This window comes from Paracoccus chinensis (assembly GCF_900102885.1).
Classification (GTDB): domain Bacteria; phylum Pseudomonadota; class Alphaproteobacteria; order Rhodobacterales; family Rhodobacteraceae; genus Paracoccus; species Paracoccus chinensis.
Window position 1 is genome coordinate 18,876 of record NZ_FNGE01000003.1, and the last position, 16,492, is coordinate 35,367.

The following is a 16,492-nucleotide window of genomic DNA, read 5'->3' on the forward strand; positions in this document are numbered from 1 at the left end:
GGCCTTGCCAAGCCGGCGAGCCCCGCAATGGCAAGCCCGTGGCTTACCGCGTCATCCGGCCCGTCACAATAAACGTTGACTAGTATGGTAGTAGAGAGCTAGCTGGCGACAGGGAGCAGGACGGATGGCGAATCCTTCACAGGGTCAGGTGCTGGAACACAGGACGGCAGTAGGGCCGCAGCTTTACCGCATTCTGCGTGACCGGATCATCCGGGGCGACTTCGCCCCCGGCGCGCGCCTGTCGGAAACCGAGATCGCCTCGATCTACGCCGTTTCGCGCCAGCCTGTGCGCGAGGCCTTCATCAAGCTGGCCGAGGAGATGCTGGTCGAGGTGCGCCCGCAGCGCGGCACCTTTGTCAGCCTGATCTCGGTTCCCGCGGTCACCACCGCGCGCTTCATCCGTGAGGCGGTCGAGGCGGATATCGTCCGCCGCGTGGCCCGGACCGCCGATGACGCCGCCATCGCGACCCTGGACGCGCAGATCCGCACGCAGAATGCCCTTGTCACGGCCGGGGGCGAGGCCTTCATGGCCGCCGACGAGCAGTTCCACCGGACGCTGGCCGAGATCGCGGGGCAGGGCGCAGTCGCGGATTACCTTGAGAACCTGAAGATCCAGATGAACCGCGTCCGCTATATCAGCGTCCGGCAGCCGTCCCGCAGCAGGCTGGTTGCGCAGCACACCGAGGTGGTCGAGGCGATCCGCGCCCGTGATCCTTCGCGCGCCGAGGCCGCCATGCGCGCCCACCTGCAGGAGATCCTCGTGGACCTGCCCGGCGTCGTTGCCGCCCATCCCGATTTCTTCACCTCGGCGGAGCTTGTCGGATGAACGCCCCCCCACGTTCCCGCATCGCGGATGAGGCCGCCCAGCGCGCCGACTGGTTCTGGACCGACTTCCTGCCGGTGTGGCTCGATCGTGTGCAGGACCCCGAAGGCGGCGTCCATGACGCGCTGGACCAGGACGGCGTTCCGCGGGCCGAGGGACCCAGGACGGTGCTCGCCCAGGCACGGACGCTGTTCGTGCTGTCGCATCTGGCGCTGCTGTCCGGGGACCCCGCCCTGACCGGGATGGCCGCGCGGCAGCGGCAGTTCCTCGCCCGGCTGCGGAAGGCGCCCGGCCTTTACCGTTTCGCAGCTGCGCCCTCGGGCGTGCCGACCGGCGAGCCCTTGGACGAGCGGGCGCGCAGCTATGACCAGACCTTCCTGATTCTGGCGCTGTCCACTTGGAACCGCCTCTCGCCCTCGGCCGAATGCGAGGCCGAGATAGAAGCCTGCTGGCAGGCCCTGGCGACCACCCTGACCGACCCCGCGACCGGCCTGCTGCTGGAAGATGACGGGCTGGCCGATCCCGCAGCGCCGGAGGCGCCGCCCCGCGCGCAGAACCCGCACATGCATTTATACGAGGCCTGCCTGCAGGCCTTCGAGATGTCGGGATGCAGGGAATGGCTGCACCGGGCGCAGGTCGTCCGGGCGACCGCATTGCGATATTTCCTCGATGAGGACAGCGGCACGGTCGCCGAGTTCCTGACGTCCGGCCTGCAGCCCCTGCCGGACCCGTCCGGCCTGCGCCGCGAGATCGGGCACCAGTGCGAATGGGCCTGGCTGCTGATGCGCGAGGTCGAACTGGGCGGCGACCCGGCGATGAACGGCATCGCCGCGAGGCTGCTTGGTTTTGCATCCCGGCACGGCTTCGCGGCATCGGGGCCGATGGAGGGCGCCTGCTTCGACGCGGTGTCGGCGGAAGGCGGCGTGATGGAGGAAAGCTTCCTTCTCTGGCCGCAGACCGAGGCGATCAAGGCCCATGCCGTGCGCCACATGGCAGGGGAACCCGGCGCGGGCGAAGCCGCGCAGCAGTTGCTGTGCCTCATGTTCCGCCGCTGGTTCGACGGCCGCCCGGCCTATGTGAACCAGCTTGGCGCCGATGCCGAGACGCTTCAGCCCCAGGCGCTGACGCGGCTCATGTATCACGTCGTTCTCGCACTGACGGAGGGAGTGCGGGCGCGGCTCTGGCCCGGAATGGACCGGGCCGGAAACAGACCAGGGGAGGAGAAACCATGATCAACCTGAAGACTACCGGCCTTGCGGCCGTCCTGCTGGCCTCGACCACGGTCGGGGCGCTGGCGGAAATCCAGTTCGCGCTGTCCACGTCGCAGAACGCGACCGATCCGCTGGCCATCGCGATGGACGCCGCGGCGGCCCGGATCGAGGAACGCTCGGGGGGCGAGATCGACGTGACGGTGTACCCGTCCTCGCAGCTCGGCTCGGACAACGACGTGCTTGAACAGATCCGCAACGGCGCGGCGATTGCCGTGCTGGTCGACGCGGGGCGGCTTGCGCCGTTCAAGAAGGAACTGGGCATCCTTTCGGCGCCCTACCTCGTCGAGGACTGGACGCAATACGCGGCCATCACCTCGTCCGAGCCCTACAAGCAGTGGGTCGAGGACATGGCGGCCAGCTCGGGCATCCGGCTTCTGAACTACAACTGGTTCCAGGGCACCCGGCAGATGTTCACCAACGCGCCCGTGACGAAGGCCGAGGATCTGAGCGGCGTCCGCGTCCGCACCATCGACGCGCCCGGCTGGCTTGCCACGGTCAACGCCATGGGCGCGACCGCCGTGCCGATGCCCTGGTCCGAGGTCTATTCGGCGCTTCAGATGGGGGCCATCGACGGGGCCGAAGCCCAGCTGACCGGCGCCTACGGCATCAAGCTGCACGAGGTGACGAAGAACCTGGCCTTCACCGGCCATGTCCAGCTGCTGACCGGGCTCGCGACGTCCGAGTCGTGGTTCAAGGGCCTGACGCCCGAACATCAGGCCATCCTGACCGAGGAACTGCAGAAGGCGGGCGACGAGGCCTCGGCCGCCACCGTCGCCAAGGGCGAGGAGGTCCTGGCCGAGATGAAGGCCGCGGGCGTGACTGTCAACGAGGTCGATCCGGCCGAGTTCAAGGCCCGGACCGAGGGCGTTTATGCCGAGATGGGACTGGTGGAAGCCCGCGCCGCCCTGCAGCCGTTCATCGACGCCGTCAAGCGCTGACACCATGCCCGGGCGCGGCCAATGGTGCCGCACCCGGGTCATGCGCGATCGGAGACATCCCATGTTGAAGAAGCTTGATCGCCTCGAGGAGGTGGTGGCCGTCATTGTCCTGTCGGGAACGGTACTGGCCGTGCTGGTCGGCGCCATCGGCCGCGCCATCGGCCGCCCTTACCCGGCCGCGCCCGAGGTCGCGCAGCTCCTGCTGATCTGGACGGTCATGCTGGGGGCCGACCTAGTGATGAAGCGGGGCGACCACATCCGCATTTCCGCCATCCCGGACGCGCTGCCGCCGGGCGCACGCCGCTTGGTGCACCTGTTCTGCGTCACCTGCATGCTGCTGTTCCTCGGCTATGCGGGCTGGCTCGGCTGGCATCTCGCAATGTCGAACTGGGCGCGCGAGATGGGGGCCTCGGGGCTGTCCTATGGCTGGGTCACGCTGGCGATGCCGGTGGGCTGCCTGCTGATGTCGATCTCGCTGATACGGCGGCTGCTCGGCCACGGCCTGCTTTATTCGATCGAGCCCGAGCATCACCAGCAGGAGTATCCGCTATGACCTCCTTCGTGCTTCTGTGCATCGCGCTCGGGTTCATGGCGATCGGGATGCCAGTGGGCTTTGCCATCGGGGTGGCGAGCCTGAGCTACTTCCTGCTGCCCGCGACCATCATGCCCGACATCACGGCAGTGCAGCGCATCGTCGCGGCCAGCCAATCCTTTCCGCTGCTGGCGGTGCCGCTGTTCATCCTGGTCGGGCACCTGATGAACGGCTCGGGGATCACGCCCAGGATGATGGTTCTGGCCACCACGCTGGCGGGCTGGATGCGCGGCGGGCTGGCGCAGGTCAGCCTGCTGCTGTCGGCGCTGATGGGCGGGATCTCGGGCTCGGCCGTGGCGGACGCGGCCATGCAGTCGCGCATTCTGGGCGGGCCGATGATGAAGGAGGGTTATTCCCCCGGCTTCACCGGCGCGCTGCTGTCCATCGGCGGGCTGATCACGGCCACGATCCCGCCGAGCCTTGGGCTGATCCTTTACGGCTTTCTGGGCGAGGTCTCGATCGGGCGGCTGTTCATCGCCGGGATCGTTCCGGGCGTGCTGCTGACCATCGCCTTGATGATCGCCACGGCTTGGGTGTCGAAGGCGCGCGACTACAAGCCGGTGAACGACCGGCTGCCGACCTTCGCCGAGGTCGTGGCGGCGGTGAAGACCAGCTTCTGGGCAATCCTGTTCCCCGTCTGGCTGATCGTCGGCATCCGCTTCGGTCTTTTCACCCCCTCCGAGGCCGGCGCCTTTGCCGTGGCCTATGCCGTGATCGTGGGCGGGCTGATCTACCGCGAATTGACCTGGGCCGCGATGGTCGAGGCGCTGCTGCTGTCGGTGCGCGACATCGGCATGATCATGATCATCATCCTGCTGTCCGGCGCCTTCGGCTATGTCATCACCTTCGAACGCGTGCCGAGCACACTGGCGGAACTCGCGCTGGGGCTCTTCTCGTCGCAGACGGCGCTTCTGTTCACGATATCGGGCTTCCTGCTGGTCTTCGGGATGCTGGTCGAGGCGACCGTGATCGTGATGCTGCTGACGCCGATCCTTGTGCCGGTGATCACGGCCGCGGGCATCGACCCGGTGCATTTCGGGCTGGTGATGATGACGCTGGTCACCTTCGGCGGCATGACCCCGCCCGTGGGCGTGTCCATGTTCACCGTCTGCGGCATCCTGAAATGCAGCTACAAGGACTATACGGTCGAGGCGATACCGCTGTTCGCGGCGGTTCTTGCGGTCGTGATCATCATGATCCTGTTCCCGGACGTGGTGATGTTCCTGCCCGACGCGATGATGGGGGGCTGATCCGGTGATCCTTCATCCCGACCGCCTGTTCCCGGCGGACCCCGCCACCCGCGCCATCGCCCGCGATCTCTACGCGGCCGTCGCGGAAAAGCCGATCGTCTCGCCGCACGGGCATACCGACCCGCGCTGGTGGGGCGAGAACCCCGCCTTCGCTGATCCCGCCGAGCTGTTCGTCATCCCCGACCACTACGTCGTGCGGATGCTGGTCAGCCAGGGCGTCTCCTACGAAGCGCTCGGCATCGGCGAGGGGGCCGAACGGGACGCGCGCGCCATCTGGCGGACCTTTGCCGCGCATTACCACCTGTTCCGCGGCACGCCTTCGCGCCTGTGGCTGGACCATGCGCTGTCCGAGGTCTTCGGCATGACCGAGCGCCTGTCGCCCGCCAATGCCGATGCGCAGTTCGACGCCATCGCGGAAAGGCTGGCCGACCCGACCTATCGCCCGCGCGCACTTTACGAGCGGTTCAACATCGAGGTGATCGCCACCACGGACTCGGCGCTGGACGACCTGCGCTGGCACCGCATGGCGCGCGACAGCGGCTGGAAGGGCCGTGTCCTGCCGACCTACCGCCCCGACAGCGTGATCGATCCCGAAAGCGACGGCTTCGCCGCCAATCTCGACCGCCTGGGCGAGATCACCGGCTGCGACACGGGCCGCTGGACCGGCTACCTTGACGCGCACCGTGCCCGCCGCGCCTTCTTCCGCGAGATGGGCGCGACCGCCACCGACCACGGCCATCCGACTCCGCAGACCGCCGACCTGCCCGCGGCCGAGGCCGAACGGCTGTTCGACCGCATCCGCAAGGGCACGGCCTCGCGCGGAGATGCCGAGCTTTTCCGCGCTCAGATGCTGACCGAGATGGCCCGCATGTCCGTCGAGGACGGGCTTGTCATGCAGCTTCACGCCGGATCGTTCCGCGCCCACAGCGCCGAAGTCTTGGCGCGCTATGGCCGGGACCGCGGCTTCGACATCCCGGTTCCGGTCAGCTTCACGGCCGCGCTGAAGCCGCTGCTGGATGCGGTCGGGCTGGACCGGAAGCTGCGGCTGATCCTGTTCACGCTGGACGAGACGACCTATTCGCGCGAACTGGCGCCCTTGGCTGGGGCCTATCCCTGCCTGCGTCTCGGCCCGCCCTGGTGGTTCCACGACAGCTTCGAGGGCATCCGCCGCTTCCGCGAGATGACGGTCGAGACGGCGGGCTTCCACAACACCGTGGGCTTCAACGACGACACCCGCGCCCTGTGCTCGATTCCCGCCCGCCATGACGTGAGCCGCCGTTCGGACGCGGCCTTTCTTGCCGGGTTGGTGGTGACGCACCGGCTGGACGAGGCCGAGGCCCATGAACTCGCCCCGTTGCTTGCCTGCGATCTCGCGCGCGAGGGATACCGGCTGGAGAGAGGCGCCCGGGGAGCGCGCCCTGGGGGCATCGACGACATCGGGACTCCGGTCCCGCCTGCCCGTGGTCGGACGGCCACGGCAACGCAGTTTGAAGGATAAGGGAAGTTCAATGCGACACACCTGGCGCTGGTTCGGTCCCAAGGACCGGGTTTCGATTGACGACATGCTGCAGGCCGGCGTGCAGGGCGTCGTCACCGCCCTGCACCACGTCCCGACCGGCGCCGTCTGGACGCCCGAAGAGATCGCCAGGCGCCAGGCCGAGCTTGCGGTCATGCGCGACGGGAGCCCCTCGGGGCTGAAATGGGAGGTGATCGAGAGCCTGCCCGTCAGCGAGGCGATCAAGACCCAGACCGGCGACTGGCGCGAGCATGTCGCGAACTGGATCACCTCGATGCGGCACCTGCGCGACGCGGGGATCGAGGTCTTGTGCTACAACTTCATGCCGGTGCTGGACTGGACCCGCACCGACCTCGCTTGGCGCCGTCCCAACGGGGCCCGCTGCATGCGTTTCGACTTCATCGACTTCGCCGCTTTCGACATCCACATCCTGCAGCGCAAGGGCGCGGCCGAGGACTTCCCCGAGGAGATCCGCGACGAGGCCGCCCGCCGCTTTGCCGCCATGGACGATGCCCGGCGCGAGGAACTGGCCGGCAACGTGGTCTTCGGCTTGCCGGGCGCGGCAGAAAGCTTCAGCCTTCAGGACGTGCGCGACCTTCTGGAAAGCTATGCGCCCGTGACCGACGCGGTGCTGCGCCGGCATTTCCACGATTTCCTCGAACAGGTGGCCCCTGTCGCGCAGGAGATCGGGATGCGGCTCTGCTGCCACCCGGACGACCCGCCCTTCGGCCTGCTGGGCCTGCCCCGCGTCATGTCCACCGAGGCTGACTATGCCGAGCGCATGGCGGCGGTGGACCTGCCCGCGAACGGCATCACGCTGTGCTCGGGCTCGCTGGGGGCGCGGCCGGACAACGACCTGCCCGGCATGATGGACCGGCTGGGCGACCGGGTGCATTTCCTGCACCTGCGGAACGTACGGCGCGACACGGACGCGATCCGGGGCTCGTTCTTCGAGGACGAGCATCTCGGCGGCCAGACCGACATGGTGGCGCTGATGGCTGCGATCCTGCGCGAGGAGGCCCGCCGCCGTGACGCCGGCCGCCCCGATGCCGTGATCCCGATGCGCCCCGACCACGGGCAGGACATCCTCGACGACATCGGCCGTGGCGGCCAGCCCGGCTATCCCGCCATCGGCCGCCTCAAGGGTCTGGCCGAACTGCGCGGGGTCGAGATGGCGCTGAGCCACAAGGGGGCGGCATGAGCAGTCTCCGGCTGACCTCGATCGCGGACCTGCCGCCCCGCGTCCGGCGGCCCGCCTATGACCCGGCGGCGCATGGGGCTGGTATCCTGCATCTCGGCCTCGGCGCCTTCCACCGGGCGCATCAGGCGGTCTGCACCGACGATGCGCTGGCGGCGGGCGGCGGCGACTGGCGCATCATCGGCGCGAACCTCCGCAGCCGCGACATCGCGCAGGCGCTGAACGACCAGAACGGGCTTTACACAGTGCTGGAGCGGTCCGAGCAGGACCGCGCCCGCGTGATCGCCGCCCATGCCCGCGCCATCGGCGGCGACGCGGTCGAGATCCTGCGTGCGGCCTGCGACCCGGCCATCCGTATCCTGTCGCTGACCGTGTCCGAAAAGGCCTATGGTATCGACCGGACAACGATGGATGCGGACACCGGCCATCCGGCGGTGGCCCATGACCTGACGCAGCCGCAGGCGCCACAGGGCGTGCTGGGGATCATCACCGCCGCCCTTGCGGCGCGGCGCGAGGCGGAAACGGCGCCCTTCACGGTCCTTTGCTGCGACAACCTGCCGGACAACGGGGCGCTGCTGCGTGCGGGCGTCACGGGCTTCGCCCGCCGCCTCGACCCCGGCCTTGCGGACTGGATCGCGGACAACGTGGCCTTCCCCGCGACCATGGTGGACCGCATCACCCCGGCCGTGACCGACAAGACGCTGGCCGATGTCGAGGCCCTGACCGGCCGCTGCGACCTCGCCTGCGTCGAGACCGAGCCCTTCAGCCAGTGGGTGATCGAGGACCATTTCCCGCAGGGCCGCCCCGATTGGGAAGCAGGCGGGGCCGAGTTCGTCCGCGACGTGCGTGCGCATGAGGCGATGAAGCTGCGGATGCTGAACGGCAGCCATTCGCTGATCGCCTATGCCGGGCAGATGCTCGGGCTGCCCTATGTCCGGGATGCCGTGGCCGATCCCGATCTCGCGCCGCTGATCCGCCGCCACATGCAGGCGGCCGGCACGACGCTGCCGCAGGGCGCGGGGCTCGACCCCGACAGCTATGCCGTGGCGCTGATGGCGCGTTTCGCCAACCCCGCCATCGCCCACCAGACCCGCCAGATCGCCATGGACGGGACCGAGAAGCTGCCGCAGCGCTGGTTCGCGCCCGCCGCCGAGGTGCTGCAGGCAGGCGCCAACGCCCGTCCCTTCGCGCTGGCCACCGCCATCTGGCTGGCCTGGCTTTCGCAGCTTGCCGCATCAGGTCAGGCCCCCGACGATCCGCGCGGGGCGGCGCTGCTGGATCTCGCCCGCCGGGCAGGGGGCGACGATGCGGCGCTGACGCGCTCGGTGCTGGCGCTGCCGGGGCTGGCGCCGGCGGCCGTGACGGGCAATCCTGCCTTCACCGAAACGGTGCAGGCGATGCTGAGCCGCATCCGCCGCGATGGCCTGCGCCCTGTCCTGAAGGCCGAGTTGACCGCATGAAAGACAGCAAGCTGATCCTGTCCATCGGCGAAGCCATGGTCGAACTGTCCGAGGCGGGGCAATCCAACCTCTGGCGGATGGGGATCGCCGGGGACACGCTGAACACCGCCTGGTACCTGCGGCGCCTGCTGCCCGCCGACTGGCGCGTCGCCTATTGCAGTCGGGTGGGCGAAAGCGAGTTCTCGGGGAAGATGCTCGACTTCCTCGATGCTGAGGGGATCGAAACGACCCACGTCACCCGCGACCCCCGGCGCGAGATCGGGCTTTACGCTATCTCGCTGAAGGACGGCGAGCGCAGCTTCAGCTACTGGCGCGAGACCTCGGCGGCAAAGGGGCTGGCCGACGATCCGCGGCGGCTTGCCGCCGCGCTGGACGGCGTGCGGATCGCCTATGTCTCGGGCATCACCCTCGCCATCCTGCCTGATCCCGGCCGCACCCGGCTGCTCGAGGCGTTGGCGGCGGCGCGGACAATGGGCACGCAGGTGGTCTTCGACCCGAACCTGCGGCCCCGGCTCTGGCCCGATGCCGCGACCATGCGGGACCGGATCGAGGCCGCGGCAGGGATCGCCGACCTCGTCATGCCCAGCTTCGACGACGAGCGCGACCATTTTGGCGACGCCGACCCGCAGGCGACGGTGGCGCGCTATCTCGGGTGCGGCGCCCGGCAGGTTGTCGTCAAGGCCGGGGGTGATCCGATCCGCCATGGCGGGTCCGAGGGCGAGGGGCTGATCGACGGACTGGAACGCGAGCAGCCCGTGGATACCACCGCAGCAGGCGACAGCTTCAACGCGGGCTACCTCGCCGCGCGGCTGCAAGGGGCCGGAATCCCCGACGCCATCCGGGCCGCCCATGACCTCAGCCGCCGGGTGATCCGCCATCGCGGCGCGCTGGTGCGCGAGGCCTTCACGCGGAACTGACGCGCCGATCCAACAACGGAAGCCGGGCAGCGCCGCCCCTTGCTCCACGCCGACTAGGAGACGCAGCATGACCGAGGCCTTTGCACGCATCGCCGTCATCGGGGTGGTTCCCGTCATCGCCATCGACAGCGTGGACCACGCCCTGCCTCTTGCCGACGCCCTGCTGGAAGCGGGGTTGCCGACGGCCGAGATCACATTCCGCACCCACGCTGCCGCTGACGTGCTGGCCCGGCTGCGCGACGAGCGGCCCGAACTGCTGATCGGCGCCGGCACGCTTCTGTCGCCCGCGCAGCTGCGCCAGGCGGTCGAGGCTGGCGCCGCCTACGGACTTGCCCCCGGCTACGATCCGGCGGTGGTGGACGCGGCCCGCCAGTCGGGCCTGCCTTTCATCCCCGGGGTGATGACGCCCTCGGACATCACCCTTGCCGTCGCCCAAGGCTGCCGCTTGATGAAGTTCTTTCCCGCCACCGCAGCAGGCGGCCCGTCCATGCTGAAGAACATCGCCGCGCCCTTTGCCCATCTTGACCTGAGCTTTATTCCGACCGGCGGAGTGAAGATGGAAACAATCGCCGACTGGCTGGCGCTTCCCGAGATCGCCGCTGTGGGTGGCACGTGGATCGCGACCACCCAGCAGATGCACGACGGCGACTGGTCGGGGATCCGCAGCCGCGCCTCTGCCGCCATCGCCAGAGTAAAAGAGCTTCGCGGATAGTCTCCGGGCTGTCGTGAAGGCGTGCGCGCTGCATCGAGGAAAAGGCGCCCTGACAGCCGCCTTCATGCACCGATAGATCCCGGCACGCTGAAGGCCATGCTTGACAGGTATGGCCCTCGTTGCGCTTGATGGCGGCAAACGGGGTGGGATGTGATCAGGCTCCTTGCCGCAGGTGGATTTTGGGCCGTCATGGCGGCCGCGGCCCTCGGGCAGGGCGGTGGCGCTTCCACCGATCTGCCTGCCGGAGGCCAGGCAACAGCAGCGCAAGTGACAGAGCCGGATCGCGGCCTCGATGTCGCGGCGGCCGAGACGCAAACGGCCGAGAGCGATATGCGGGCGCGCCTGGCCGAGTTGCGTGATCAGGCGGCCGAGGCCGAAGCGCGCCTGACGGACCTGAGGCAGCAGAGCGCGGAACTGGAACGGCAGGTCTCCGGCCTGACCGCGCAGCGCGACGCGGCGCGGGAGGAGATCGCCGCGCTGGAGGCGCGCCGGACCGAGGCCGAGGCCGCCCTGGCCCAGGCGCAGCAGCGCGAGGCGGAACTGCGGCAGGGACTCGAGAACGCGACAACCCGGCAGACGGCCGCCGAAGCCGCAGCCCTGGACGCCGAGCGCCGCCAGGCCGAGGCCGAGCAGGGCTTTGCCGAGGCGCAGGAACTGCGCGCCATCGCCGAGGCCGCGCTGGCCGAGACAACGGCGGAGGTTGAACGCGCCACCGCTGCCCGCACCGTGTCCCCGCAGGAGGCCGAGCCAGCGGTCGCGGAAGAACAGCAAGCGGATGCCAGCGTCCCACCGCCCGAGGACACGGTCACAGCGGACCCGCCCCAACAACAGCGCCCGGCCGCCACGGTCGATGCGGCGCTGGCGCGGGCTCCGGCGCTCGGCTCGGGTCCGCAGCGCGCCGAGTTGCGGCAGCGCCTGATCGCGGGGGAATGCCCGGCCGAGGCGCTGAGGGGCGCCTATGGCCAGATCAACCGGCAGAGCCTGCGGGTGCTGGTGGCCGAACTCGGCGCCTGCGGCTGACGAAACCGGCGCATCAAGCCGAAAAGAGGGAGGAAGAGATGGGGAAGACCAGATGGCTCGGCCCGGCGCTTGGCGCGATGCTGGTGCTGGCGATGGGTCCCGCCGCTGCGCAGGAGGAATTCGGCAAGGCGGTGATGACGGGCGGGGCGACCGGCACCTATATCCAGATCGGCCGCGACCTGGCGGGGGTGATGGCCGAATGCGGCCAGACGCTGGACGTGGTCGAATCCGCGGGTTCGCTGGAGAACTTCATGGCTGTGCGCACGCGCGGCAACACCCAGTTCGGCATCGTGCAGAACGACGTGCTGGAATATCTCAAGACCTATTCCGCCGATGATCCGGCCGTGGCGCGCGCGATCCAGGGCGTGCGCATCGCCTTTCCGCTTTATGACGAGGAAGTCCACCTTGTCGCCCGCTCGGACATCGACAGCGTCGCCGATCTCGCGGGCAAGCGCGTGGCGATCGGGGTCGAAAACAGCGGCACCTTCCTGACGGCCTCGCTGGTGCTGGACCTGACCGGCACCCAGCCCGCCGAGCGGCGCAAGATCGCGCCCGCCGATGCGCTGCCGGCGCTGAAGTCGGGGGAAATCGACGCACTCTTCTATGTCGCGGGCGCCCCGACCGCGCTGTTCGCCGAAGGCGATATCGACGGCGAACAGTTCCATCTGGTGCCGATCACCGACAAGACGCTGCAGACGGTCTATGACGCGGTGACCATCCCCGCGAACACCTACCCCTTCCAGCCCGAGGAGGTGAGCGGGATCGCCGTCAAGGCGCTGCTGATGACCTTCGAATACAATCCGCAGGGCAACAGCTATCAAAGGCAGAGCTGCAAGGCGGTGTCCGACCTGTCCCACCTGATCCTGACGCGGCTGCCGCAGTTGCAGGAAGGCGGCCATCCCAAGTGGAAGAACGTCGATCTGCAGGATATCCCGGCCGGCTGGGATATCGGCGGCTGCGTGAATGCGGGTCTGCAACCCGACTATCAGCTTGAATGCACGCGCCCTGCCGCAAGCGCCGCGCCCGAGGAAAGCGAGGCGAACCGCGCCTATCGGCAGTATATCTGCTCGACGCTGGGCTGCTGAGGCCGAAGCCGTATCAATCTTGAGGGCGAGAACCGGCGCCCGGAGCCGGGCAGGCTTCGGGGACTGACGTCCGTGGGCTCGTTACGCTTCCGGCAGGAAGGGCGCGGCTCAGTCGTCGGATGGCCCGGCGCGGCGCCGATAGCGTGAACGCGCCAGCAGCGCCCCCGCAACTGCCCCGGCGCCAAGCGCCCACAGCAGGTGGCGGTTGGTCAGTCCCAGCCGGCTGCGGGCGCTGCGGCGATAGCGCGGGTCGAAGAAGCGGCTGCGCGACAGAAGCCTGCCCAGGGGCCCCGGGTCGCGGGGGATCAGGACCTCAAGCTGCCGCGGGCCTTGGGCGTTCAGCCGGTCGATGGCGCCGATCAGCCCGCCGCATTCCTCGACGGCTGCCTCGACCTCCTCGACCGAGACGCCCAGGTGCTCGGCCAGCAGGGCCGAGCGGATGCCCCGGATGCGGGCGCGGTCCGAGGGTTCGCGCGCGATCAGGGCCACGTCGGCTTCGGTATCGAAGCCCATCGAGCGGCGGTCGATGTTGCTCGATCCCACCCGCAGGTGGACGTCGTCCACGATCAGCAGCTTGGCATGGACATAGATCGCCTCGCCCGCCGCATTGATGGGCGAGACCATGCGGAAGCGGCGGAAGCGGTCGCGCGCCTGCAAGGCCAGCATCATGGTGCTGCGGGTGACATGCATCGCCGCATCCTCGATGGCGCCCTGCGCGGCCTCGGGATTGACGATCACCACCTCGGGCCCATCCGGTTCCACCAGCCGCGCGGCAATGGCGCGAGTGATGCTGCCCGAGGCGAAATACTGCGACTCGATGTAGATGCACCGACGCGCCGAGGCGATGGCGTCGAGGTAAAGGTGCTCGATCTCGGCAACCACAGGCGTGACCCGGTCGGGCGGCTCGGTCCGCGCGATGGCAACGGGCATGTCGTGGAAATCGACGTTTACGCCCTCGGGCCAGAGGTCGGCAGGCTCGGGCACCGGTTCGGGCAGGGGCGCGTCATTGGCGCGCAGCCAGCGGGCGCGGGCCAGTTCGCCCAAGGCACGCGCGGCTGGCCCCGACATCATCGCGGCCGCGTCATGCCAGGGCTGCGCGATCTCGCCCGAGCGTAGCCGACGGCGCGGGTCGCCCGAGCGGTGGTCGCGCGTGTCCCAACGCCCGGCGGTCAGGTCGATGCCGCCGCAGAAGGCCAGCGCGTCGTCCACCACCACGATCTTCTGGTGGTGGCAGGCCCCGATCGGGTGGCGGCCGTCGAAGGCCAGATGGATCTGGTCGGGCGACATCAGCTTGATCTGCAGCGCTGGCAGTGCGCGTCCGGGGGCGATCAGGACGCCCCCGCTCCATTTCAGCAGGTAGATGTCGAGATCGGGGCGCCGCTCGACCAGCGCGTCCAGGAAGGGGCCGATCTGGTTGGGCAGCCCGTCAGGGGCATTGCCCTCGGCATCGCTTTCGCCCGGCAGCATCTCGATCTCGAAATCGAAGTCCCAGCCGATCATCACGACCAGGTGCCGCGCCGCCAGAAGCGCCTGACGCAGGGTGCGGAAATAGGCCTGCCCGTCCACGATCAACGAAAAACGGTCGGCCGGGTCCACGCGCCAGCAGTTGCGACCCGGGGTGAAGGAAAGAGGCGTCATGATCCATGAGGGGAAAGGATGTGCAGGGCGGCAACAAAGCCCGAGGGGTCCGGGTTCCCTGAGGCCGACTTTCGGGTGAGGTTCCGCCAGCGGCCATGAACTGACGGAGGCCCTGCCTTTTCCGGCCCTTGCAGCGCGATATTCAGGCAGGCTGCCACGCGATTGGCCACGCCATGGACGGGCGCGGAAAGGCTCTTACAAATCGTTGCCAGACGCTCGCGCGTCTCGTAACGTCGGGTGGATAGCGGACATCGCACGGCATTCACGCCTGTCACAACCGATCTGGTTGGGCGGGCTTCCTGTTGTTGCGCCTCAAGGGAAGACGAGTGAAGCAGACACTGGACATCGGGCTGGTCTACTCGCGCAGCGGCAGCTACCGGCGCCTGTCGGACGCGGGCCGGGCAGGGGTCCTGCAGGCGGTGGCGCGGGTCAACGCGGACCCGGCGGCGGCATGGACGATCCGCGTCCACGAGGCCGATCCCGGCGGGCACCAGGACCATTACGCCCCCGCCATGCTGGGCCTGCACCGGCAGACCGGCAGCCGGCATTTCTTCGGCGCCATCACTTCCTCCGGCCGCAAGGAGATGATCCCGGCGCTGGAACGCTGCGGGGCGAGCCTGTGGTATGGTGTGCCCTACGAAGGGTTCGAGGCCGCCGATTGCGTCGCCTACATGCATTCCACCGTGAACCAGAACGTGATCCCGCTGCTCGACTGGGCGCTGCCCCGGCTGGGACGGCGGGTGTTCCTGGTCGGATCGAACTACATCTGGGGGTGGGAGATCAACCGCATCGCCCGCGACCTTATCGCGGACTCGGGCTGCGAGGTCGTGGCCGAGCGTCACCTTCCCTTGGGCGACACCGACATCGCCGCGCTGGTGGACGAGATCGCGCGGACGCGGCCCGAGATCGTGCTGAACTCGCTGGTGGGGCAGACGCAGTACTGCTTCCTCCGCGCGCTGCGGGCGGCGGGGCTGTCTTGCCGCGTGCTGTCCTGCAACTTCACCGAGGCCGAGCTGCCCGAGGTCGGAAAGGCCGCCGAGGGGCTGATCTCGGTCGGTCCCTATTTCGCCCAAGAGGGCGACGAGTTCGGCAACTCGCTGGAACGCGCGGGCTACCTGTCGGTAATGAACCTCGTGCGGCTGTTGTCGCTGCCAGGGGCGGATGCCGCGATGACGCTGCCCGAGCTTCTGGCGCTGGACCCCGGCGACATCGATCCGGTCAGCCACCACGTGGCCCAGCCCATCGTGATTGCAGAACTGCGCGAAGGCGCCTTCGCCCCGCTGCTGTCGCTGCCCGTCACGGCGGGCGACCCCTATCTGGCCCGGGCCCCGCGGGCGAAATCCGAGCGTCCAAGGTTAAGGATCGTCAAGTGAGTGCTGCGCGTTCCCCCCGCCGCATGGACAGCGACCTTCGCGGCGCCCGCCTGCTGGTCCTGAACCGTCCCCACGATTCACTGCGCGTGCTGCGGCGGCAGGCCGAGATCATCGGGCTTCAGGTAACCGAATGCTGGCCCGCCCTGCCCGAGGATGCGGCAGGCTACGACTTCCTCGTCCTTGACGCGGACACGGGGCATGACGGGCAACTGCCTTGGGGTGCAGCACCGATGCCGCTGCCCAGTGTGGCGCTGATCGGGTCCGAGGCGCCGGGCCGCATCGACTGGCTCTTGTCGCGCGGGGTGCACGCCACGCTGATGCAGCCCATCGGCGACCGCGGGCTTTATGCCGCGCTGCTGATGGCCCGCTACCGCTTCGCCGCCGAAACCGAGCTTGCCGCGCGGCTGCAGAAGCAGGCCTGGCAGCTGTCCCAGCGCGAAAACGTCCTGCGCGCCGCCCTGCTGCTGGCCGAGGACGACGGATCATCAGACGGCTTTGCGCAACTGCGCCGCGCGGCGACCGCCGGACGCATGACCATCGAGGAGGCGGCGCTTGCGGTGATCTCGCAGACGCAGGCGCCCCGGAACGCCCGGGGTCGCCGGTGAGCGCCCCCACGGATTTGACGAGGAATACGTGACCGAAACCACCAACACCGTCGCGGCGGCCATACCCACGGACATCCGGCCCGGCCTGTTCCGC

At 69.0% G+C, this 16,492-nt stretch carries 15 protein-coding genes; 14 read left to right on the forward strand and 1 reads right to left on the reverse strand.

Going from position 1 to position 16,492, the window contains the following annotated elements; all coding sequences use genetic code 11:
* Positions 1-124: 124 nt before the first annotated feature.
* The 12 genes from BLQ03_RS03825 (at position 125) to BLQ03_RS03880 (ending at position 12,782) form a co-directional block, all read left to right on the forward strand.
* Positions 125-826, forward strand: coding sequence for a GntR family transcriptional regulator (locus BLQ03_RS03825; RefSeq protein WP_090753122.1), 702 nt, complete (start codon positions 125-127; stop codon positions 824-826).
* Complete coding sequence (locus BLQ03_RS03830) at positions 823-2,055, forward strand: AGE family epimerase/isomerase (protein WP_090753124.1); 1,233 nt, start codon at positions 823-825, stop codon at positions 2,053-2,055. Before BLQ03_RS03825 ends, BLQ03_RS03830 begins: the two co-directional genes overlap by 4 nt.
* Positions 2,052-3,032 carry a C4-dicarboxylate TRAP transporter substrate-binding protein gene (locus BLQ03_RS03835; protein ID WP_090753126.1) on the forward strand — a complete coding sequence of 327 codons (981 nt, stop codon included), beginning with the start codon at positions 2,052-2,054 and terminating at the stop codon, positions 3,030-3,032. The genes BLQ03_RS03830 and BLQ03_RS03835 overlap by 4 nt, the downstream gene beginning before the upstream one ends.
* A gap of 61 nt (positions 3,033-3,093) precedes the next feature.
* Entirely contained in the window at positions 3,094-3,585 is a 492-nt protein-coding gene (locus BLQ03_RS03840; protein WP_175558764.1) for a TRAP transporter small permease, read from the forward strand.
* Positions 3,582-4,874, forward strand: a complete 1,293-nt coding sequence (locus BLQ03_RS03845; RefSeq protein WP_090753133.1) for a TRAP transporter large permease — start codon at positions 3,582-3,584, stop codon at positions 4,872-4,874. Before BLQ03_RS03840 ends, BLQ03_RS03845 begins: the two co-directional genes overlap by 4 nt.
* 4 nt (positions 4,875-4,878) lie before the next feature.
* Positions 4,879-6,372 (forward strand): glucuronate isomerase, encoded by a 1,494-nt coding sequence (gene uxaC / locus BLQ03_RS03850; protein ID WP_090753136.1) that lies wholly within the window; start codon positions 4,879-4,881, stop codon positions 6,370-6,372.
* Positions 6,373-6,382: 10 nt separating this feature from the next.
* The gene (gene uxuA, locus BLQ03_RS03855; RefSeq protein WP_090753139.1) at positions 6,383-7,591 is read left to right on the forward strand and encodes a mannonate dehydratase; all 1,209 of its coding nucleotides are present in this window, start codon (positions 6,383-6,385) and stop codon (positions 7,589-7,591) included.
* Entirely contained in the window at positions 7,588-9,048 is a 1,461-nt protein-coding gene (locus tag BLQ03_RS03860; RefSeq protein ID WP_090753141.1) for a mannitol dehydrogenase family protein, read from the forward strand. Before uxuA ends, BLQ03_RS03860 begins: the two co-directional genes overlap by 4 nt.
* On the forward strand, positions 9,045-9,965 hold the full coding sequence (locus BLQ03_RS03865; RefSeq protein WP_090753144.1) for a sugar kinase: 921 nt from the start codon (positions 9,045-9,047) through the stop codon (positions 9,963-9,965). Before BLQ03_RS03860 ends, BLQ03_RS03865 begins: the two co-directional genes overlap by 4 nt.
* A gap of 67 nt (positions 9,966-10,032) precedes the next feature.
* Positions 10,033-10,677, forward strand: coding sequence for a bifunctional 4-hydroxy-2-oxoglutarate aldolase/2-dehydro-3-deoxy-phosphogluconate aldolase (gene eda / locus BLQ03_RS03870; protein ID WP_090753147.1), 645 nt, complete (start codon positions 10,033-10,035; stop codon positions 10,675-10,677).
* A 267-nt stretch (positions 10,678-10,944) separates the two neighbouring features.
* Positions 10,945-11,697 carry a hypothetical protein gene (locus tag BLQ03_RS03875; RefSeq protein WP_090753150.1) on the forward strand — a complete coding sequence of 251 codons (753 nt, stop codon included), beginning with the start codon at positions 10,945-10,947 and terminating at the stop codon, positions 11,695-11,697.
* 38 nt (positions 11,698-11,735) lie between these two features.
* Entirely contained in the window at positions 11,736-12,782 is a 1,047-nt protein-coding gene (locus BLQ03_RS03880) for a TAXI family TRAP transporter solute-binding subunit (protein WP_245688672.1), read from the forward strand.
* Between the two features lie 108 nt (positions 12,783-12,890).
* On the opposite strand, the gene BLQ03_RS03885 is transcribed toward BLQ03_RS03880, so the two are convergent.
* Positions 12,891-14,420, reverse strand: a complete 1,530-nt coding sequence (locus BLQ03_RS03885) for a phospholipase D-like domain-containing protein (protein ID WP_090753153.1) — start codon at positions 14,418-14,420, stop codon at positions 12,891-12,893.
* A gap of 326 nt (positions 14,421-14,746) precedes the next feature.
* Here BLQ03_RS03885 and BLQ03_RS03890 point away from each other — a divergent pair, with 326 nt between their 5' ends.
* Together BLQ03_RS03890 and BLQ03_RS03895 are read left to right on the forward strand one after the other, a co-directional pair.
* On the forward strand, positions 14,747-15,793 hold the full coding sequence (locus tag BLQ03_RS03890) for a transporter substrate-binding protein (protein ID WP_090753155.1): 1,047 nt from the start codon (positions 14,747-14,749) through the stop codon (positions 15,791-15,793).
* Positions 15,790-16,398, forward strand: a complete 609-nt coding sequence (locus BLQ03_RS03895; protein WP_217629649.1) for an ANTAR domain-containing response regulator — start codon at positions 15,790-15,792, stop codon at positions 16,396-16,398. Before BLQ03_RS03890 ends, BLQ03_RS03895 begins: the two co-directional genes overlap by 4 nt.
* Positions 16,399-16,492: the final 94 nt, after the last annotated feature.

Bases quoted from the DNA above. Each gene is read 5' to 3' on its own strand.
- BLQ03_RS03825 (WP_090753122.1), top strand. From the start codon at position 125: ATGGCGAATCCTTCACAGGGTCAGGTGCTGGAACACAGGACGGCAGTA.
- BLQ03_RS03830 (WP_090753124.1), top strand. From the start codon at position 823: ATGAACGCCCCCCCACGTTCCCGCATCGCGGATGAGGCCGCCCAGCGC.
- BLQ03_RS03835 (WP_090753126.1), top strand. From the start codon at position 2,052: ATGATCAACCTGAAGACTACCGGCCTTGCGGCCGTCCTGCTGGCCTCG.
- BLQ03_RS03840 (WP_175558764.1), top strand. From the start codon at position 3,094: ATGTTGAAGAAGCTTGATCGCCTCGAGGAGGTGGTGGCCGTCATTGTC.
- BLQ03_RS03845 (WP_090753133.1), top strand. From the start codon at position 3,582: ATGACCTCCTTCGTGCTTCTGTGCATCGCGCTCGGGTTCATGGCGATC.
- uxuA (WP_090753139.1), top strand. From the start codon at position 6,383: ATGCGACACACCTGGCGCTGGTTCGGTCCCAAGGACCGGGTTTCGATT.
- BLQ03_RS03860 (WP_090753141.1), top strand. From the start codon at position 7,588: ATGAGCAGTCTCCGGCTGACCTCGATCGCGGACCTGCCGCCCCGCGTC.
- BLQ03_RS03865 (WP_090753144.1), top strand. From the start codon at position 9,045: ATGAAAGACAGCAAGCTGATCCTGTCCATCGGCGAAGCCATGGTCGAA.
- eda (WP_090753147.1), top strand. From the start codon at position 10,033: ATGACCGAGGCCTTTGCACGCATCGCCGTCATCGGGGTGGTTCCCGTC.
- BLQ03_RS03880 (WP_245688672.1), top strand. From the start codon at position 11,736: ATGGGGAAGACCAGATGGCTCGGCCCGGCGCTTGGCGCGATGCTGGTG.
- BLQ03_RS03885 (WP_090753153.1), bottom strand. From the start codon at position 14,420: ATGACGCCTCTTTCCTTCACCCCGGGTCGCAACTGCTGGCGCGTGGAC.